Source organism: Variovorax sp. GW460-12-1-14-LB1, from assembly GCF_059423605.1.
The window spans coordinates 39,476-57,429 of sequence record NZ_JBWKYF010000043.1; the positions used below are offsets into that span (position 1 = coordinate 39,476).

The 17,954-nt window shown below is 67.3% G+C and carries 19 protein-coding genes; 4 read left to right on the plus strand and 15 right to left on the minus strand.

Annotated features, from left to right (window positions below; genetic code table 11):
* Window positions 1-281: 281 nt before the first annotated feature.
* The 8 genes from AC07Y4_RS20860 to sucC all read right to left on the minus strand — a co-directional run bounded on the left by AC07Y4_RS20860 (window position 282) and on the right by sucC (window position 8,568).
* Window positions 282-770: a pilin gene (locus tag AC07Y4_RS20860; protein WP_487847652.1), complete on the minus strand. Its 489-nt coding sequence runs from the start codon at window positions 768-770 to the stop codon at window positions 282-284.
* A gap of 201 nt (window positions 771-971) precedes the next feature.
* Window positions 972-1,775, minus strand: coding sequence for a 3',5'-cyclic-nucleotide phosphodiesterase (locus tag AC07Y4_RS20865; RefSeq protein WP_354348173.1), 804 nt, complete (start codon window positions 1,773-1,775; stop codon window positions 972-974).
* Between the two features lie 29 nt (window positions 1,776-1,804).
* On the minus strand, window positions 1,805-4,063 hold the full coding sequence (locus AC07Y4_RS20870) for a CHASE2 domain-containing protein (protein WP_487847653.1): 2,259 nt from the start codon (window positions 4,061-4,063) through the stop codon (window positions 1,805-1,807).
* A gap of 72 nt (window positions 4,064-4,135) precedes the next feature.
* Window positions 4,136-4,786, minus strand: a complete 651-nt coding sequence (locus AC07Y4_RS20875) for an FHA domain-containing protein (RefSeq protein ID WP_095747310.1) — start codon at window positions 4,784-4,786, stop codon at window positions 4,136-4,138.
* A 73-nt stretch (window positions 4,787-4,859) separates the two neighbouring features.
* Window positions 4,860-5,669 carry a Stp1/IreP family PP2C-type Ser/Thr phosphatase gene (locus AC07Y4_RS20880; protein WP_070063289.1) on the minus strand — a complete coding sequence of 270 codons (810 nt, stop codon included), beginning with the start codon at window positions 5,667-5,669 and terminating at the stop codon, window positions 4,860-4,862.
* A 28-nt stretch (window positions 5,670-5,697) separates the two neighbouring features.
* A complete protein-coding gene (locus tag AC07Y4_RS20885; RefSeq protein WP_487847654.1) occupies window positions 5,698-6,381 on the minus strand; it encodes a TerC family protein in 684 nt (227 codons plus the stop codon).
* A 116-nt stretch (window positions 6,382-6,497) separates the two neighbouring features.
* The gene (gene sucD / locus AC07Y4_RS20890; protein ID WP_056575184.1) at window positions 6,498-7,391 is read right to left on the minus strand and encodes a succinate--CoA ligase subunit alpha; all 894 of its coding nucleotides are present in this window, start codon (window positions 7,389-7,391) and stop codon (window positions 6,498-6,500) included.
* A 10-nt stretch (window positions 7,392-7,401) separates the two neighbouring features.
* Window positions 7,402-8,568 (minus strand): ADP-forming succinate--CoA ligase subunit beta, encoded by a 1,167-nt coding sequence (gene sucC / locus AC07Y4_RS20895; protein WP_062475330.1) that lies wholly within the window; start codon window positions 8,566-8,568, stop codon window positions 7,402-7,404.
* A gap of 207 nt (window positions 8,569-8,775) precedes the next feature.
* Here sucC and argC point away from each other — a divergent pair, with 207 nt between their 5' ends.
* Window positions 8,776-9,699 (plus strand): N-acetyl-gamma-glutamyl-phosphate reductase, encoded by a 924-nt coding sequence (argC, locus tag AC07Y4_RS20900; protein WP_487847655.1) that lies wholly within the window; start codon window positions 8,776-8,778, stop codon window positions 9,697-9,699.
* A 62-nt stretch (window positions 9,700-9,761) separates the two neighbouring features.
* Here argC and scpC read toward each other — a convergent pair whose 3' ends face one another.
* The 3 genes from scpC to AC07Y4_RS20915 form a co-directional block, all read right to left on the minus strand.
* Window positions 9,762-11,261, minus strand: coding sequence for a succinyl-CoA:acetate CoA-transferase ScpC (scpC, locus tag AC07Y4_RS20905; protein ID WP_487847656.1), 1,500 nt, complete (start codon window positions 11,259-11,261; stop codon window positions 9,762-9,764).
* A gap of 68 nt (window positions 11,262-11,329) precedes the next feature.
* Entirely contained in the window at window positions 11,330-12,280 is a 951-nt protein-coding gene (locus tag AC07Y4_RS20910; RefSeq protein ID WP_487847657.1) for a bestrophin family protein, read from the minus strand.
* Between the two features lie 133 nt (window positions 12,281-12,413).
* Window positions 12,414-13,136, minus strand: a complete 723-nt coding sequence (locus tag AC07Y4_RS20915) for a hypothetical protein (protein ID WP_487847658.1) — start codon at window positions 13,134-13,136, stop codon at window positions 12,414-12,416.
* Between the two features lie 114 nt (window positions 13,137-13,250).
* On the opposite strand from AC07Y4_RS20915, the gene yiaA reads away from it, so the two are divergent.
* Window positions 13,251-13,691, plus strand: coding sequence for an inner membrane protein YiaA (gene yiaA, locus AC07Y4_RS20920; protein WP_062482786.1), 441 nt, complete (start codon window positions 13,251-13,253; stop codon window positions 13,689-13,691).
* A 12-nt stretch (window positions 13,692-13,703) separates the two neighbouring features.
* On the opposite strand, the gene AC07Y4_RS20925 is transcribed toward yiaA, so the two are convergent.
* The 3 genes from AC07Y4_RS20925 to recA are packed head-to-tail and all read right to left on the minus strand — an operon-like array spanning window position 13,704 to window position 15,757.
* Window positions 13,704-14,147, minus strand: a complete 444-nt coding sequence (locus tag AC07Y4_RS20925) for a polyketide cyclase (RefSeq protein ID WP_095747316.1) — start codon at window positions 14,145-14,147, stop codon at window positions 13,704-13,706.
* Window positions 14,116-14,589, minus strand: a complete 474-nt coding sequence (gene recX / locus AC07Y4_RS20930) for a recombination regulator RecX (protein WP_487847659.1) — start codon at window positions 14,587-14,589, stop codon at window positions 14,116-14,118. Before recX ends, AC07Y4_RS20925 begins: the two co-directional genes overlap by 32 nt.
* A gap of 58 nt (window positions 14,590-14,647) precedes the next feature.
* Entirely contained in the window at window positions 14,648-15,757 is a 1,110-nt protein-coding gene (gene recA, locus AC07Y4_RS20935; protein ID WP_062482792.1) for a recombinase RecA, read from the minus strand.
* A 146-nt stretch (window positions 15,758-15,903) separates the two neighbouring features.
* Between recA and AC07Y4_RS20940 the strand changes: the two genes are divergently transcribed.
* The gene (locus AC07Y4_RS20940) at window positions 15,904-16,389 is read left to right on the plus strand and encodes a MarR family winged helix-turn-helix transcriptional regulator (RefSeq protein WP_062482795.1); all 486 of its coding nucleotides are present in this window, start codon (window positions 15,904-15,906) and stop codon (window positions 16,387-16,389) included.
* A 62-nt stretch (window positions 16,390-16,451) separates the two neighbouring features.
* Window positions 16,452-17,126, plus strand: coding sequence for a response regulator transcription factor (locus tag AC07Y4_RS20945; protein ID WP_056575150.1), 675 nt, complete (start codon window positions 16,452-16,454; stop codon window positions 17,124-17,126).
* A 26-nt stretch (window positions 17,127-17,152) separates the two neighbouring features.
* Here AC07Y4_RS20945 and AC07Y4_RS20950 read toward each other — a convergent pair.
* Window positions 17,153-17,954, minus strand: an 802-nt coding sequence (locus tag AC07Y4_RS20950) for a hypothetical protein (protein WP_495274992.1), incomplete at its 5' end; no start/stop codon positions are given.

Here is a 17,954-nt window from a genome sequence, read left to right on the forward strand (position 1 = left end):
TTCGGAATCGACGGCGGAAGATCGCATTGTTGATGAGCGCCTGCGCATCAACGCGCCGTGGCCTTGGAGCGGCAAAAATGACCTGCTGGGGATTGGATCCTGACCCAATTTTCTCGATCGGAAGTTCAACTCGTGAAGGGGAAGGGAGGAGCCTTTGGTGGACCGTTGATGAGGATCTGTCTGTCCGTCGAACAATAAAGCAGGGGAATTGACTTCCCCAGTTTTCATTCAAACAAGCGCAAAAAAGCCGCCCGAAGGCGGCTTCAATCTAAGCTGGAGACTTACGCGCAGTCGCCTTGGCCCGACTTCAGGCCCCGGACTGGGTCGCAGATGGTGCCAGCGCCAGGTGTCATGGTCCACGTCATGTTGGCTGCGCCTGCTGCGATCGTGGGCGTGTTGACGATCGTCAGATTCACGGGCGGGGTCGCATTGGTGGTCGCGCCGGAGGTTGCCGTGATCACTCCATCAGTAACGCTGACCGCGAGAATGTTCTTCGTAGCCGTAGCAGCGCCAGCGGCAACTGCATTAGGAATGCCATTCGTGCCCGAGTTGCAACCAGCGAGCGCCAACGTGTCGTTGTAACAAACGGAAATGGCCGACTTGATCGAATTCAGCTCTGCGACAGCACCTGCAGCACGAGTGCGCGAGGTGTAGTTCGAATATTGGGGGATTGCGATGGCGGCCAAAATGCCGATGATGGCGACCACTATCATCAATTCAATAAGGGTGAAACCCTTTTGCACATTGCGTGCGATAGAACGACGGTTCATTCATTAACTCCAGGTTGGTTTGTAAAGCCCGGGAACCAGCCCGGAGCGGAGTAACTTCCGCAGCATCCGTGCCACCCAGCTTCCCCACCCTGCAGCCCCCGTTCGGGCCACCTTTGGTCACAAGATGGTTACATGATGTGACACAACTCGCACTCAGATGCCAATTGTGTCGACAAATTTGTCATGCCCAGCCAGACCCGGTCAGAAGGTCAGCACCCCGTTCGCCTTGAGCCAGCGAATGTCCCGCTGCGCCAACCCTGCCACCTCCCGCCCCGCCAGCATCTCGATCTGGCTCATGATTTCTTCGGTCTCCGCCGGCTTGGTGTGGGTGATGTAGATCGGGTATTGCTTGCCCGGATCGATGTGCGCCAGTTCGTGCGCCAGCGCCACCGGCGACAGATGCAGGCTGCGTTCGGCCAATGCCTCTTCGCGGGAGCTGAAGGCCGTTTCGATGACCAGCATCGCCACGTCGATCGCGTTGACGCGCTCCCAGAAGGGCGGGTTGCGTTCGGTGTCGCCGCTGAAGACCCAGTGGGCGCCGCCTTCGGCCCGTCGGATGGCGAAGCCGCAGGCCGGCACGGTGTGGACGGCCGGCAGCACTTCGATCAGCTTGGGGGCGTCGCTGCCCAGCTCGAGGCGTTGCCCGACCGTGATCTCGTGAAAGCTCACGAACGGCGATTCAGGGCTGGGAATGCGTTCGAAATTCGGCCAGATGACGTTGTTGAATACATGCGCCCGCAGCGCGTCGATGGTGGCGGCCAATGCATGCACGCGCAGGGGCCGGGCGCGGCGGCTGCCGACGGCGTCGAGCATCAGGGGCAGGGCGGCGATGTGGTCGAGGTGCGAGTGGGTGAGCACCACGTCGTCGATGGCGGCCATTTCGTCGAGGGTGAGATCGCCAACGCCCGTGCCAGCGTCCACGAGCAGGTCCGCATCGACCAGGAACGAGGTGGTGCGGCAGTCCTTGGCGATGGCGCCCGAGCAACCCAGCACGCGAACCTGCATTGTGGAAGACCCCTTGTATGCGTCTGTCGTCATTTGGTGTCGAACCGGGTGGCGCCGTCCCAGTCCGGGTCCTGCGGGCGAAGCGCCATCGAGGCTAAACGCTGGGCGTAGAGCTGGTAAAGGACTTTTTTCGCATCCGCGGCGAGCAGGGGAGCCAGCAAGTTCCGGCCCAACGCCCAATCCTGGCGGCGGTAGGCGGCGAGCACCTGGCTCCAGCGGTCGAGTTGCTGCCGTGTGTCCTGCGCCTCGGCCGCAGCTTCCGGCACGAGTGGGGTGTAGATGGCGACAGCCTGGGCCTTGCCCTTGACGCGCACGCTGTCGAGTTCCTGCCAGACGAAGCCGGGCGCCGCCTCGCGGGTGGCGCCGCTGGCCACGATCTCGACACCGTAGTGTCCGCTCAGGCCCTCCAGCCGGGACGCGAGATTGACCGCGTCGCCGACCACGGTATAGCTGCGGCGCGCGGTCGAGCCCATGTCGCCGACGCTCATGAGGCCGCTGTTCAGGCCGATGCCCGCGCTGATTTCGGGGCGGCCGTTGGCGCGGTGCTGGCGGTTGATGTCGTGCACGGCGGCGGCCATGTCGATCGCCGCCTGCACGGCGAGCGCGGCATGGCCGGGGGTGTCGATCGGCGCGCCCCAGAAGGCCATGACGCAGTCGCCCATGTATTTGTCGACGGTGCCGCGGTGCGCGCTGATCACCTCGGTGAGCCGGCTGAAGACGGTGTTCAGGAAGGCTTGCAGCTCGGCCGGCGCCATCTGCTCGGACAGCCGGGTGAAGTCGCGCATGTCGCAGAACATCACAGTCATTTCCTTGCTCTCGGCGCGCATGCTGTAGCGGCCGGGGCGCACGAGCATTTCGTCGACCAGCTGCGGCGGCACGTAGGTGCCGAAGAGCCGCACCAGCCCGCGCCGCGCACGCGATTCGACGAAGTAGCCCCAGCTCATGTTGAGCGCGAAGGCCAGCGCCACCATGACGAGCGCCGACGCCAGCGGGAGCACGAGGCTGTGGCCGACGTAGAGCCAGGTGTTGAGGCCGACCAGCGCGGCGACCACGCCCGCGCCGAGCAGCACGGCGCGCGATGCGGACAGCAGCGACAGCCCGAACGCGAGCAGCAGCCCCGCCGCCAGCACGGTCAGCACTTCATATCCCGGCGCGTAGTCGGGCACGGCCAGCAGGCGCCGGTCGAGCAAGCCCGAGACGATGTTGGCGTGCACTTCGACGCCCGGAAACGCCGCGCCGACCGGGGTGGCGCGCAGGTCCTGCAGGCCGGGCGCGGTGGCGCCGAGCAGCACGATCTTGTCCTTCAACTCTCCCGGCGCCAGTCGGCCTTCGAGGACGTCGGCAGCGGCCACGTAGCGGAACGACCCCGCGCGCGGACCGCCGGGGCCGCGAAACGGCACCTGCAGGCTGGCGCTCTGGTCGACCGGGATGCGCAGCGACCCCAGCACCAGCGCCTGCAGGCGTGGAAAGTCGCCGTCGCCGGCCACGAGCGCCGGCCGCACGGGCGGCGAGCCGTTCGCCAGCCGGTACACCGCCAGCGCCAGCGACTCGTAGTGCCCGGGCGACGCATGCTCGCCTTCGTAGCGGGCGATGAGCGGCACGCTGCGGATCACGCCGTCGTCGCTGCCGTCACCGACCAGGGTGTTCAAGAACCCCGCGACCGGCGCCGCGCGCCCCAGCACCGGCAGGCTGGCGCCGAAGCCGTTCCAGAGCGTGACGAAGGAAGCATGGGGCGGAAAGGCGTCGGGTGGCAGCACGGGCGTCGCCGGCAGCAGCCCCTTGGCGCTGGGCTGTTCGGTGCGGGTGAAGTAGTAGCCGAGCGCCACGGGCTGGCCACGCAGGGCCTGAGCCAGTGTGGCGTCGTGGTCGAGGGTGGGCGCGAGCTGGTCGATTTCGGCAGCGAGGCCCGGCACGCCGCTCAATGGCCCGGCTGCGATCTCCTTCAGGCGCCCGAGGCCCGAGCTGCGATCGGGCTCGAGAAACATCACGTCGAAGCCGAGCACGGCCACGTGCTGACGGGCCAGCAGTTCCGTCGTGAGGCTGGCGATCTTGTCGCGCGGCCAGGGCCACTGGCCCTCGCGCGCCAGGCTGGCGTCGTCGACATCGACGATCACGACCCGCGTGTCGGGCGTGCCCGGCATGGTGGCGCGCAGGCGGGCGTCGTAGATCAGGTGATCCAGGTGCTCGATCACGCCCAGCCGCCAAACGCCGGTGGCATGAAGCAGCGCCAGCAGCACAGGCAGCAGCGTGATGGCGATGCGCGGCCAGTGCCGCCGCAATGCGCTCATGGCTGGTCAGCCTTGGACAACAAATGCCTGCCGGCGAGAAAACGGGGAACGGAGCAGGGCGTCCGGGCCGGCTCAGATCCGGACGAACTGCATGCGCGAGGCACCGCCGAGTTCGAGCACGTCGCCTTCCTGCAGCGCGACGGCCTCGGCGCCCAACGGGGCGCCGTTGAGCGTGACGCTGCCGACGACGGTGGCCGCCACGTAGCCCTGGCGGCGGCGGGTGACGACGGCCACGGCGACGCCGGGCTTGCCGATGGTGGTGACCACCTTCTGCAGCGGGACGTCCTGGCCTTCGTTGGCGCCCGAGAGCACGCGCAGCACGGGCACGCCCAGCTCGACCAGCGCGCCCGATTCAGTGGGCGCCGACGAGAGCGGCATCGGCGCCGAATACTCGGAGAGCGAGGCCCGCACGGAGCCGGGGCCGGCCATGAGGTTGCTGTGCGAGCGGAAATGGATGCGGCAGCCGCCGACCTCGATGACGTCGTTGTCCTGGAGCGCCTGCTTCTGGACGGCCAGCGCATTGACGTAGGTGCCGTTGGTGCTGTTGAGATCTTCAATTTCGACTTCGCCGCCGCTCATGTGCAGCACGGCATGCTCGCCGCTGACGGCGAGATTGTCGATCACGATGTCGTTGTAGGCGCGCCGGCCCAACGTCGTGCGATTCTTGGCGAGCGCCACTTGGCCGATGACGACGCCATCGACCGAAATGATCATCTTCGGCATGGCCGATTACTCCCCGTTTGCAAAGATCCAGCACCGTCAGGCGGCGCAAACGGTCCGCCGCCTGGGTTGGCTGCTACATGGCCCCGCGGGTCGCTTCGCTGACGCCCGCCTTGGCCAGAACAACTGAAATGTTATCCCGTCCGCCATTGTCGTTTGAAATTGCAACCAAAAGTGAAGCCATCTCCTTCAGCCCCAGATCACGGCTCAAAAGCGTGAAAAGCTGCGCATCCGGCACCATCTCGCTGAGCCCGTCGGAGCACAGCATGTACAGGTCGCCCGGCCTGGCGCTGTGCTCGTGCATCTCCAGCAACACCTGGGCTTCCACGCCCACGGCCCGCGTCACGAGGTTGCGGGTAGGGGAGTTCAGGGCTTCTTCGGGCGTGATGGCGCCCGCGTCGAGTTGCTGCTGGCGCAGCGAATGGTCGCGCGTGAGCTGCTCCAGCTTGTTGTTGCGCAGGCGGTAGCAGCGCGAATCGCCGATGTGGCCGACCACCACGCGCTGGGGGCGGAACGCCGCCAGCACCAGGGTCGTGCCCATGCCCCGCAGTTCTTCGTGGGTGATGCCCGCCTGGAGGATGGCGCCGTTGGCCTCGTCGGTGGCCGCCTGCAGCGCACGCCGGACCACGCGGGCCGGCGCCTGCATGCCGGCCTGGGCGAACCAGCGGCCGAAGCTCGCGTGCATCAGCGAAATGGCCATGGCACTGGCCACCTCGCCGCCCTTGTAGCCGCCCATGCCGTCGGCCAGCAGCGCCAAGCCGAGGGCCGGGTCGACATGCACCGCGTCCTCGTTGTGGGCGCGCAGGCGCCCGACATCGGTCAGCGCCGCAAACTCCCAGCTCAGCGCCGGTCGACTGGAGAAAAGGGAAACGCCAACACCTGCCATCGTTTGTCAGCGCTCGCTTTTTAAGGGATCAGTGCGCAGCAGCGCGTGCGCGCCGTTGCAGGAAGCGGCCCAGGGCCACGACGAGCACCGCGCCGGCGATCGCGCCCACGTAGTGCATCCAGGGGTTGGCCGCCAGCGCCTCATGCAGCGACACGTCGCTCACGATGGTCTCGCCGCCGACCCAGCCGATCAGCGCGGCACCCAGCATGACGATGATCGGGAAGCGTTCCATGAGCTTGATCATGAGCGTGCTGCCGAAAATCACCAAGGGGATGCTGATGGCCAGACCCAACACCAGCAGCACCATGCTGCCTTGCGCGGCGGCCGCCACGGCGATCACGTTGTCCAGGCTCATCACCAGGTCGGCCAGCAGGATGGTCCGCACGGCCGCGAACATGCTGCCGTATTCCTTGGAATCGCCGTCGCCTTCGTCTTCCTCGCTGAGCAGCTGCAGGCCGATCCACAACAGCAGGGCGCCGCCGATGATCTGCAGGTAGGGCAGCGCCAACAGCTTGGCCGCCACCACCGTCAGCACGATGCGCAGCACCACGGCCGCGCCCGAGCCGAACAGCACGGCTTTTTTCTGTTGCGCGGGCGGCAGCGATCGCGCCGCCATGGCAATCACGACGGCGTTGTCGCCCGAGAGGATGATGTTGATCCAGACGATCTTGATCAGACCGATCCAGAAGTCCGTGCTTTGAAGAAGTTCCATGTCTCTGATTCCACTGTGTTGTAGTTAAAAAAGCGCCCGCAACTCAATGCGGGCGCTTTTTCATTTCTGCGTGGTAATGCGAGCGGCGGGAATGCCGCCAGCGGTGGGTGTGCTTTTTACAGCTTGCCCTTGAGCAGCTTGGCCAGCTCCGAGAAGTTGCGCGTCACGGTGAAGCCGCACTCTTCCATGATGGCGAGCTTGGCTTCGGCCGTGTCGGCACCGCCCGAGATCAGCGCGCCGGCGTGGCCCATGCGCTTGCCGGGAGGGGCGGTGACACCGGCGATGAAGCCGACGACCGGCTTCTTCATGTTGTCCTTGCACCAGCGGGCTGCGTCAGCCTCGTCGGGGCCGCCGATTTCGCCGATCATGATGACGGCGTCGGTGTCCGGATCGTCATTGAAGGCCTTCATCACGTCGATGTGCTTCAGGCCGTTGATCGGGTCGCCGCCGATGCCGACTGCCGACGATTGGCCCAGGCCGATTTCCGTCAGTTGAGCCACGGCTTCGTACGTCAGCGTGCCCGAGCGCGAAACCACGCCGATGCGGCCCTTGCGGTGGATGTGGCCGGGCATGATGCCGATCTTGATTTCGTCGGGCGTGATCAGACCGGGGCAGTTCGGGCCCAGCAGCAGGGTCTTCTTGCCGCCGGCCGCTTCCTTGGCCTTCATCTTGTTGCGCACTTCGAGCATGTCGCGAACCGGAATGCCTTCGGTGATGCAGATCGCCATGTCCAGGTCGGCTTCGACAGCTTCCCAGATGGCGGCCGCGGCGCCTGCCGGCGGCACGTAGATCACCGACACGGTGGCGCCGGTCTGCGTGGCGGCTTCCTTCACCGAACCGAAGATCGGGATGTTGAAGATCGACTCGCCGGCCTTCTTCGGGTTCACGCCCGCCACGAAGGCGTTCTTGCCGTTCGCGTATTCCTGGCACTTCTCGGTGTGGAACTGACCGGTCTTGCCGGTGATGCCTTGCGTGATGACTTTGGTGTCTTTGTTGATGTAGATCGACATGACTTGTTCCTTAGGCCTTCTTGACTGCTGCCACGACCTTCTGGGCCGCGTCCGCCATGGTGTCGGCGCTGATGATCGGCAGGCCCGACTCGGCCAGCAGCTTCTTGCCTTCGACTTCGTTGGTGCCCTTCATGCGCACGACCAGCGGCACTTGCAGGTTCACGGCCTTGCAGGCTGCGATCACGCCGGTGGCGATGGTGTCGCACTTCATGATGCCGCCGAAGATGTTCACGAGGATGGCTTCCACGTTCTTGTTCTTCAGCATGATCTTGAAGGCTTCCGTGACCTTCTCGGGGGTGGCACCGCCGCCCACGTCCAGGAAGTTGGCCGGCTCGCCGCCGAACAGCTTGATGGTGTCCATGGTGGCCATGGCCAGGCCGGCACCGTTCACCAGGCAGCCGATGTTGCCGTCCAGCGAGATGTAGGCGAGGTCGAACTTCGAGGCTTCGACTTCGGCCGCGTCTTCTTCGTCGAGGTCGCGCAGGGCCACGATTTCGGGGTGGCGGAACAGCGCGTTGCTGTCGAAGTTGAACTTGGCGTCCAGGGCGACGACGTTGCCCTTGCTGTCACGGTTGAGCGGGTTGATCTCGACCAGCGAGGCGTCCGTCTCCATGTAGCAGGTGTAGAGCTTCTTCAGGATGTCGACCGTCTGGGCGGTCGAATCGGCCGGCATGCCGATGCCGTCGGCGATTTCCTTGGCTTGCGCGTCGGTCAGGCCGTCCTTGGGGTCGGCGTAGACCGTGATGATCTTCTCGGGGGTGGAATGGGCCACTTCCTCGATGTCCATGCCGCCTTCGCTCGAAGCGATGAACGCCACCTTCTGGGTGGCGCGGTCGGTCACGGCCGAAATGTAGTATTCCTTGTTGATGTCGGCGCCGTCTTCGATGTAGAGGCGACGCACCTTCTGGCCTTCAGGGCCGGTCTGGTGGGTCTTGAGCTGCATGCCGAGGATCTCGCCAGCCAGCTTCTTGACGTCTTCGATCGACTTGGCGACCTTGACGCCGCCGCCCTTGCCGCGGCCACCCGCGTGGATCTGGGCCTTGACGACCCAGACCGGGCCTCCAAGCTTCTGGGCGGCCTCGACCGCCTCCTGAACCGTATAGGCCGGGATGCCGCGCGGCACCGGCACGCCGAACTTGGCAAGGATTTCCTTGCCTTGGTACTCGTGAATCTTCATGAGGGATGTCTCTCGGAAGGAGGAGGTTGAGAACGGGAGATCGGGAGTGAGACTGTTGTTTCTGCTCTGTTGTTCGCGGGCGACGGCAGCCTGACGGCTGGGGGCGGCGAACAACCGCGGACTGTATCATGGTGCGCCGCACCAATACTTGATGTGCGGTTGCGGTCAATACGTACTTTCTTCTAGCCACCCTACGCATACTCCGATATGGCCAAGGTTTTCATCGACGGCGAAGCCGGCACCACCGGCCTGCAAATTCGCGAGCGGCTGCAGACGATGCCGCAGATCGAGCTCGTGAGCATCGCGCCCGAGCTGCGCAAGGACGTGGCCGCCAAGCGCGAGCTGATGGCCGGCGTCGACCTCGTGGTGCTGTGCCTGCACGACGACGCGGCACGCGAGTCGGTCGCGCTGATCGACCAGCTCCCGGGCAAAAAGCCCAAGATCATCGACGCCTCGACCGCCCACCGCATCGCGCCGGGCTGGGTCTTCGGCTTCCCCGAACTCGTCGAAGGCCACTGGCAGGCCGTGGCCCAGGCCGACCGCGTCGGCAACCCCGGCTGCTACGCCACGGGCGCCATCGCCATGGTGCGCCCGCTGATCGACGCGGGCCTGCTGCCGGCCGATTTCCCGGTGTCGCTGCCTTCGGTGAGCGGCTACTCCGGCGGCGGCCGGACCATGATCGAGGACTACGAGGGCGGCAAGGCGCCGCTGTTCGAGACCTACGCGCTGGGCCTGAAGCACAAGCACATCCCCGAAATCATGACCTACACCGGCCTCACGCGCCGCCCGGTCTTCATTCCGTCGGTGGGCAACTTCAAGCAGGGCATGCTGGTCCAGCTGCCGCTGCACCTCGACCTGCTGCCCGGCAAGCCCAAGGCCGGCGACCTGCAGGACGCCCTGGCCGCGCACTATGCCAAGAGCAACACGCCCGAGCAGTTCGTGAAGGTGCTGCCGCCGACCGAGAACGGCAAGCTCGACGCGCTGGCGCTCAACGACACCAACCAGCTCGAGATCCGCGTGTTCCCGAACGAGGACCACCGCCACGCCGTGGTGATCGCGCGCCTGGACAACCTGGGCAAGGGCGCCAGCGGCGCCGCGGTGCAGAACCTCAAGCTGATGCTGGCGCTCTGAGCCCCCGCTTCAAGCGCTGACAAGAAGGAAAGGCCGGCCCGCAAGGACCGGCCTTTCTGCTTTCAGTCGGCCCGCATCGTGCCCGTGTCGCGGTAGCGCACGTGCCATGAAAAGGCCTCTTCCAGCCGGTGCGGCGTGTGGCCGCCGCAGGTCGCCACAGCACGCGCGTGGTAGTCCTGCAGCATCGCGCGGTACGGCTCGGCCGCGCAGTTGGCGATGATCGCCGCCGCCCGCTCGCGCGGCGCCAGCCCGCGCAGGTCGGCCAGGCCCACCTCGGTGACCAGGATGTCGACGTCCTGCGGCGCATGGTCGACGTGCGACACCATCGGCACGATGCTCGACACCGTGCCCTGCTTGGCGACCGACTTGGTCGCGAAGATCGACAGGTAGGCGTTGCGCGCGAAGTCGCCCGAGCCGCCGATGCCGTTCATCATGTGCGTGCCCAGCACGTGGGTCGAATTGACGTTGCCGTAGATGTCGGCTTCCAGCGCCGTATTCAGCGCGATGATGCCCAGGCGCCGGATGATCTCCGGGTGGTTGCTCACCTCCTGCGGCCGCAGCACCAGCCGGTCCTTGTAGCGCGCCAGGTCGCCGAACACCTGCCGTGCCTTCGCGGGCGACAGCGTGATCGACGAACCCGAGGCGAAGTCCAGCTTGCCGGCGTCGAACAGGTCGAAGGTCGAGTCCTGCAGCACCTCCGAGTACATCGTGAGGTGCTCGAAGGGCCCCGCGCCCAGCCCCGACATCACCGCGTTGGCGACCGTGCCGATGCCCGCCTGCAGCGGCAGCAGCCGCTCGGTGAGCCGGCCCTGCGCCACCTCGCGCTCGAAGAAGGCCACCAGGTGCGCCGCGATGGCCGCGGTCTCGGCGTCGGCCGGCAGCACGGTGGAGGTGCTGTCGGCCTTGTCGGTGATGACGATGCCCAGGATCTTCTCGGGCGGGATCTGGATGGCGCTGGTGCCGATGCGGTCGTGCGGCGCCACCAGCGGCATCGGCTCGCGCTGCGGGCGGTGCTTCGGAATGAAGATGTCGTGCAACCCTTCGAGCGCGGTCGATTGCGAGGTGTTGATCTCGACGATCACCTTGTCGGCCAGGATCGCGAAGCTCGCGCTGTTGCCGATCGAGGTGCTCGGCACCAGCGCGCCGGTCTCGGTGATGGCCACGGCCTCGATGATCGCGATGTCGATCGGCGGGATCTGACGCGTGCGCAGCATCTCGACCGTTTCCGACAGGTGGTGGTCGATGAACATCACCTCGCCGCGGTTGATCGCCTGGCGCAGCACGGTGTCGACCTGGAACGGCATGCGCCGACTGATGGCGCCGGCCTCGGTCAGCTGGCGGTCCACGTCGCCGCCGAGCGAGGCGCCGGTCATGAGCGTGATCTTCATCGGCTCGCGGCGCGCGCGGGCCGCGAGCGCCAGCGGCACGGCCTTGGCGTCGCCGGCGCGCGTGAACCCGCTCATGCCGACCACCATGCCGTCGCGGATCCATTCGGCTGCGGCCTCGGCGGTGGTGATCCTGCTGCGCAGGGCGGGCAGGCGGATGCGGTCTTCGTGCGGCATGGGGGACAAAACGTCTTTCTTTCGTCAGGCAGGGAAAAGAAAAGCCGGCACCGCGCGCGCGGCGGGTGTCAGCGCAGGAAGTAGTCGACCGGCACCAGCGGCGCCGGCGCCGGGGCGCCCACCGACTGGCACAGGTCGATCTCGAGCGTGCGGCACAGGGCCTCGAGCGGCAGGTCGTTGGACTCGGTGCCGAAGGGCTCCTCGATCTCGTCGCCGAGCGCGTCCAGGCCGAAGAAGGTGTAGGCCACGATCAGCACCACCACCGGCGTCATGAACCCGACCGAGTCCACCAGCCCGAAGGGCAGCAGGTAGCAATACAGGTACGCCGTGCGGTGCAGCAGCAGCGTGTAAGAAAAGGGAATGGGCGTGCTGAGGATGCGCTCGCACGACGCAGCCGCCGCACTCAGCGCCGACAGCGTGCCGTCGACACCCGCCGCCAGGGCCGGGTCGATGCGCCGCGCGCGCAGCGCTTCGCGCAGGTCGGCGCCCATGTGCATCAGCAGCGCATGCGGCCGGTTGGCGACCTGGGTCAGGCCCTGCCACTCCGCCTCGCGCAGGAAAGGCTTGGTGTCGCTGGCGGCATCGGTGCCGCGCAGCTGGTGGCGCAGCGCATGGGCAAACGCTGCGGCGCGCAGGGTCATGCGCACGCGCAGGTCGTCCAGGCGGCGGATGGTGTCGGCGCCGGCGTTCACCGGCGCATCGCCGTCGATGAGGCTCTGGCACTGGCGCGCCAGGTTGCGCGAGCGCAGGATCACCTCGCCCCAGAGCTTGCGCGCCTCCCAGAAGCGGTCGTAGGCCGCGGTGTTGCGAAAGCCCAGGAAGATCGCCAGCGGCAGGCCGAGCAGCGCGAAGGGCACGGTGCCGAGCGGGATCTTGATCGAGCCGAAGCGCCCGTGCAGCACCGTGACGACGATGGCCACGATCACGTTGAGCGTCAGCGCCGCAGCGATGCGCGGCAGGACGGAGCCCCGCCAGGACAGAAACAGCTTGAGCCCGGACGGGCGTTTCCGGACGATCATGAAAGCGGGGGGCAGGGGAGACAGGCAGGCATGGAGGCCGCGCACACCGCAAGGCCCGCGCGGGCGCTGATTGTCGCCGAGGCGTCAGCGCGAGGGCGGCGGGCCGCCCCAAGACCGACGAAGACGGTCGGGCTCAGCGCACGAGCCACAGCCCCACGCCCAGCAGGACGGCCTGCGCCGCCAGCGCGATGTAGAAGAGCTTGCGCGAGGGCGTCGCCATCTCCTGCAGCACCTCGTGGATGCGGCGCGTGAGCAGGGCGCGCAGCGCGGGGTCTTCGCCCGTCGCCGGCGTCGTCGCACCGTGCGCGGCACGCTCCTGCTGCCACTCGGCCAGCATGTCGCTCAGGGGCAGGCGGCCCAGCACGAAGCCGACCACCGCGCGCACGGCCCGGCCTTCGCCGAGCACCGGCGCGAGCTGCTGGCACAGGGCGTCGGGCGAGAGCCAGTCGGCCACGCGCTGCAGGCCGCCGTGGGTGCGCGGCATGGCTTCGATGCGCCCCGCGATGGCGTCGCCCAGCCGCTGCGACACGGCCTCGCCGCGCGCCGCGACCAGGTGCTGCATCGCGCGGGCGCGACCCCGCTGCACGCCGAGCAGGAAGTACACGCCGACGAACAGCGACAGCAGCACGGCCACCAGCAGCGGCGGCGACATGAGCAGCGCCAGGATGGCGCCCGCGCCACCGGCCCGCGCCGCCGGGATGCCCGGGCCCTGCAGCTGGGTCAGGTAGTAGAAGAACACGCCGCCGCCAAGGAACAGGCCGATCAGCGCGCCCTTGATGGCCGAGCCGGCGAAGGCGAAGCCGGCCTTGGCGCCGGTGCGAACGAGGGACTGCGGGTGGGCGGGTGGCGACGACATGAAGGGTTCCTCCGGTTTTTCTGGAAAGCCGCCTCCTGCGAGGCCGGTCGCTGGCGATCATGCCACCGCCTTCCCGCACCATAATCGCGCCACACAACAACGAGGAGGATCGTCATGGGAACCGTCAAGTTTCAGAAACCGACCGGCGCATTCGTCGCCGCATCCTGGGCCGCGCTGATCATCGGCGCCATCGTGTACTTGCTCGGGCTGTGGAATGCCGCGATGCAGCTCAACGAGAAGGGCTACTACTTCACCATCCTCATGTACGGCCTGTTCTCGGCCGTGTCGCTGCAAAAGACGGTGCGCGACCGGCTCGAGGGCATCTCGGTCACCGGCATCTACTTCGGCCTGTGCTGGGTCTCGCTGCTGCTGTCGGTGGGCCTGCTGGCCGTGGGCCTGTTCAACGCCTCGCTGGCCGCGAGCGAAAAGGGCTTCTACGCCATGGCCTTCCTGCTGAGCCTGTTCGGCGCGGTGGCGGTGCAGAAGAACGTGCGCGACATCGCCGCCTACAAGGCCGAGAACCCGCTGGCCGACGACGTCACGGCCACCGAGTAAACCAGGCCGGGCTCAGCCCGCCTCGAGCAGGCGGCGCAGGGCCTGCAGGTCGCGCGCGATCCATCCGGCATCCCGCGCAAAGGCCGCATCGTCCATGTGCGGCTGGCGCAGCAGCGTGAACTGCAGCTCGCACACGCCGGGCGCCACGCCGATCACGCGAAACGGCAGGTAGACCTCGGGCACGCCTTCGGGCGCCACCCAGTGGTCGAGCACGCCCAGGTCGTTGGGCGGCGCAAAGCGCATGCGGGCCTCGCCGCTTTCGGGCGTGCGCACGATCCAGTGGTCGCCGTGCGGCACCAGCGCGCTCTTGGCGAGGCCGCTGGCCCAGTCGGGCAGCCGCTTCGGGTCGGACGCGAGCGCATAGGCGTCGCGCCATTCGCAGTGCACGCGCTGCGTGATGACGCGGGACAGGGCCGCGTCGCCTTCATTCGCCGTTGGGGTCGTCGCTTGGGTCATCGAAGTCGCTCCTGAGCACCTTGGACACGACGGCGCCCGAGAAACCGCGCGCCATCAGGAATCGCATCTGTTTCGCGCGCTCCTTCGCATCGGCAGGTGGCGCGTCGAAGCGGCGGCGCCACAGGGCCGTGGCGCGCTCGACTTCGGTCTCCTGCAAGCCGGCCACCGCCTGCGCGATGGCTTCGGGTGCGATGCCCTTGGCCTGCAGTTCCTGCTTCACGCGCAGCGCGCCCGAACGGGCGACGCGCTGGTGCAGCACCGAGGCGACGACGCGCGGCTCGCTGATGAAGTCCTTGGCCGCCAGCTCGTCGAGCGCCTTGGCCAGCGTGCCGGGCTCTTCCTCGTGCTTCGCGAGCTTGCGCTCCAGCTCCGCGCGCGAATGCTCGCGCTGGCTCAGGAGGCGCAGGGCGCGGCCTTTGAGGGAGGGGGCGCTGAAGGCCATTCGGGGGGTGGGTCGCTCACGCGGCCCACGCACTGCGCGAAGGCCGCTTATCTCAAACTTACTCCGCCGCCTTGTCGGCCTTCGAGGCCTTGGCGGGCTTCTCGGCCTTCTCGGGTTCGCTGCCAGCATCGGCTGCGAGCAGCGGAATGCCCAGCGACTCGCGCACCTTGTTCTCGATCTCGCGCGACAGGTCGGGGTTCTCGCGCAGGAATTCGCGGGCGTTGTCACGGCCCTGGCCGATCTTCTCGCCGTTGTAGGCGTACCAGGCGCCCGACTTGTCGATGATCTTGGCGTTCACGCCCATGTCGATGATCTCGCCCTCGCGGCTGATGCCTTCGCCGAACAGGATGTCGAACTCGGCCGTCTTGAACGGCGGGCTGACCTTGTTCTTCACCACCTTCACCTTGGTTTCGTTGCCGATGGCTTCGTCGCCCTTCTTGATGGTGCCGATGCGGCGGATGTCCAGGCGCACCGAGGCGTAGAACTTCAGCGCGTTGCCGCCGGTGGTGGTTTCGGGCGAGCCGAACATCACGCCGATCTTCATGCGGATCTGGTTGATGAAGATGACCATGCAGTTGGTCTTCTTGATCGTGGCCGTGAGCTTGCGCAGCGCCTGGCTCATCAGGCGGGCCTGCAGGCCGGGCAGCGAGTCGCCCATTTCGCCTTCGATTTCGGCCTTGGGCGTGAGTGCGGCCACCGAGTCGACCACGATCAGGTCGACGGCGCCCGAGCGCACCAGCGAATCGACGATCTCGAGCGCCTGCTCGCCGGTGTCCGGCTGGCTGATCAGCAGGTCGGACAGGTTCACGCCGAGCTTCTGGGCGTACTGCACGTCGAGCGCGTGCTCGGCGTCGACGAAGGCGCAGGTGCCGGCCTGCTTCTGCATGGAGGCGATCACCTGCAGCGTGAGCGTGGTCTTGCCCGAGGATTCCGGGCCGTAGATTTCAACGACGCGGCCACGGGGCAGGCCGCCGACGCCCAGCGCGATGTCCAGGCCCAGCGAGCCGGTGGACACCACCTGGATGTCTTCCAGCGCCTCGCCTTCGCCCAGGCGCATGATCGTGCCCTTGCCGAACTGCTTTTCGATCTGGGCCAGCGCGGCCTGCAGGGCCTTGGCCTTTTCACTGTTGGCGACCGAGATGCTTGCGCCCTTGACGACTGCGTCCATGTGGAAATCTCCTTGAATATCAACGGTTTGTGTCGGGATTCATCCATCTGCTTTTAACCACAGGCTGGATGCTTGAACAGTAGTGTAGGGGCTCATGGCGTTTCGCAAACCCACTTTAAAGTCAGTTTGCCTTACCATCTGAGGCCATGGCCGACCCCGCCTTTCCCACCGATCCCGACGCCTGGCGCCAGACCCACCTGGGCCGCCTGCTGGGCCACGCGATGCGCCGCTTCGACGAGCGCGTGCTGGCGCTCATGGCGCACGACATCGACGTGCCGCTGGCGCTGTCCAACCTCGCGGCGCGCGCGCAGGTGAGCGCGGCGCACATCCACATCACGCGGCACCTGGCGCGCGAGGGCTCGCGCCTGACCGAGCTGGCCGAGCGCGCCGGCATGACCAAGCAGGCCATGGGCACGCTGGTCGACCAGTGCGAGGCCTGGGGGCTGGTCACGCGCGGGCCCGACCCGCTCGATGCGCGCGCGCGGCGCGTGCTGTTCACGGCCGACGGGCTGGCCTGGCTGGACGCCTTCCGCCGCGCCGTGACGCAGACCGAGCGCGAGTTCCGCGCCAGCGTGGGCGACGAGATCGCCACCGTGGTAACCATCGGACTCGAAGCCTATACAGCGGGCTAGACTCGCGTTGAGACAAATGTGAACTGCGCCGGCATGGCGCCTGAATCCGCCGGAGGTGGCTCATGCGAATACTGATTGCCGAAGACGACCAGGTGCTGGCCGATGCCCTGCTGCGCAGCCTGCGCACCTCGGGCGCGGCGGTCGATCATGTGGCCAACGGCTCGCAGGCCGACACCGCGCTCATGACCCACAGCGAGTTCGACCTGCTGATCCTCGACCTCGGGCTGCCCAGCCTGCACGGCATCGAGATCCTCAAGCGCCTGCGCGCGCGCGGCTCGCAGCTGCCGGTGCTGGTGCTCACGGCGGCCGACAGCGTGGAAGAGCGCGTCAAGGGCCTGGACCACGGCGCCGACGACTACATGGCCAAGCCCTTCAGCCTGCAGGAGCTCGAAGCGCGCGTGCGCGCCCTCACGCGGCGCGGCATGGGCGCCACCAGCAACGCGATCCGCCATGGCCCGCTGGTCTACGACCAGGCCGGCCGCGTGGCGACCATCGACGGCAAGATGATCGAGCTGTCGGCGCGCGAACTGGGCCTGCTCGAGGTGCTGCTGCAGCGCGCCGGCCGGCTGGTCAGCAAGGACCAGCTGGTGGACCGGCTGTGCGAATGGGGCGAAGAGGTGAGCATCAACGCCATCGAGGTCTACATCCACCGCCTGCGCAAGAAGATCGAGAAGGGACCGGTGCGCATCGCGACGGTGCGCGGGCTGGGCTACTGCCTCGAGAAGATTCCCGGTTGAGCGTGCCCCGCCTGCGCGCAATGCCGTCAGGGCTGCTTGCGCAGGTTGACGAGCAGCGTGGCGCCGGTGTTCGAACGGATCAGGAACATGAGGCTGCGGAAGTAGCCGTTGCTGTCGTACACGCCCGCCGGCACCAGCCCGATGATGGCCGGCCCGGCATAGCTGCCGGTGGCGGCGGGGGTGAGCTTGCAGTCGTTGGTGCTGGCCGTGGCGGCATTCACGGCCTTCAGCGTGAGGCTGTACATGTTCTTGGCCGAGCCGGGCTGCGCCAGGGCGACAGTACCCGAGAGCGTGCACTGGCCGATCTGCACGCCGCTCGTGCTGCCGGTGAACACGCCCTGGCCGTCGACCTGCACCGTCACGCCCAGGCTCGGGCTGCTGTCGGTGTTGGACCACGTGCCGGTCATGCTCGCCTGCGACACCGCCAGCGCGTTCTCGATCGTGTAGGCCAGCGGGCCGACATCGGACGGCCTGCGGTTGTCGTAGGCGTAGGTGCCATCCACCGACTTCTTCGGCGTGAAGGTGCCCGAGCCCGTCACCGGATATGCGTTGGGCGGAACATACAACTCGGTGTCCGGGTTGAACGACCAGTCGAGCCCCGTGACCTTCAGCGAACCCCACATCGTGCCCCCGAGGAAGCTGCCTGCCAACGAACCGTTGGTGCCGACGAAGGCAATGCCTCGCACGCCCGCGTAGATGCCTTCGCTGTCGTTGCCCACCGCGGCGGTGGAGCCGGGCTGCGGCGCGCTCAGCGAGGGCGACGGCTCGGAGCCCGGCACGGCGGCGCGGTTCTCGGCCGGTGCGGGCGCGGGCGCCGGGGCTGGGGAG

Coding starts and splice junctions, on each gene's coding strand:
- AC07Y4_RS20860 (WP_487847652.1), bottom strand. CDS start 770: ATGAACCGTCGTTCTATCGCACGCAATGTGCAAAAGGGTTTCACCCTT.
- AC07Y4_RS20870 (WP_487847653.1), bottom strand. CDS start 4,063: ATGAGCGCATTGCGGCGGCACTGGCCGCGCATCGCCATCACGCTGCTG.
- AC07Y4_RS20865 (WP_354348173.1), bottom strand. CDS start 1,775: ATGCAGGTTCGCGTGCTGGGTTGCTCGGGCGCCATCGCCAAGGACTGC.
- AC07Y4_RS20910 (WP_487847657.1), bottom strand. CDS start 12,280: ATGATCGTCCGGAAACGCCCGTCCGGGCTCAAGCTGTTTCTGTCCTGG.
- AC07Y4_RS20945 (WP_056575150.1), top strand. CDS start 16,452: ATGCGAATACTGATTGCCGAAGACGACCAGGTGCTGGCCGATGCCCTG.
- yiaA (WP_062482786.1), top strand. CDS start 13,251: ATGGGAACCGTCAAGTTTCAGAAACCGACCGGCGCATTCGTCGCCGCA.
- AC07Y4_RS20875 (WP_095747310.1), bottom strand. CDS start 4,786: ATGCCGAAGATGATCATTTCGGTCGATGGCGTCGTCATCGGCCAAGTG.
- AC07Y4_RS20940 (WP_062482795.1), top strand. CDS start 15,904: ATGGCCGACCCCGCCTTTCCCACCGATCCCGACGCCTGGCGCCAGACC.
- AC07Y4_RS20925 (WP_095747316.1), bottom strand. CDS start 14,147: ATGACCCAAGCGACGACCCCAACGGCGAATGAAGGCGACGCGGCCCTG.
- AC07Y4_RS20915 (WP_487847658.1), bottom strand. CDS start 13,136: ATGTCGTCGCCACCCGCCCACCCGCAGTCCCTCGTTCGCACCGGCGCC.
- sucC (WP_062475330.1), bottom strand. CDS start 8,568: ATGAAGATTCACGAGTACCAAGGCAAGGAAATCCTTGCCAAGTTCGGC.
- scpC (WP_487847656.1), bottom strand. CDS start 11,261: ATGCCGCACGAAGACCGCATCCGCCTGCCCGCCCTGCGCAGCAGGATC.
- recX (WP_487847659.1), bottom strand. CDS start 14,589: ATGGCCTTCAGCGCCCCCTCCCTCAAAGGCCGCGCCCTGCGCCTCCTG.
- recA (WP_062482792.1), bottom strand. CDS start 15,757: ATGGACGCAGTCGTCAAGGGCGCAAGCATCTCGGTCGCCAACAGTGAA.
- sucD (WP_056575184.1), bottom strand. CDS start 7,391: ATGTCGATCTACATCAACAAAGACACCAAAGTCATCACGCAAGGCATC.
- argC (WP_487847655.1), top strand. CDS start 8,776: ATGGCCAAGGTTTTCATCGACGGCGAAGCCGGCACCACCGGCCTGCAA.
- AC07Y4_RS20885 (WP_487847654.1), bottom strand. CDS start 6,381: ATGGAACTTCTTCAAAGCACGGACTTCTGGATCGGTCTGATCAAGATC.
- AC07Y4_RS20880 (WP_070063289.1), bottom strand. CDS start 5,669: ATGGCAGGTGTTGGCGTTTCCCTTTTCTCCAGTCGACCGGCGCTGAGC.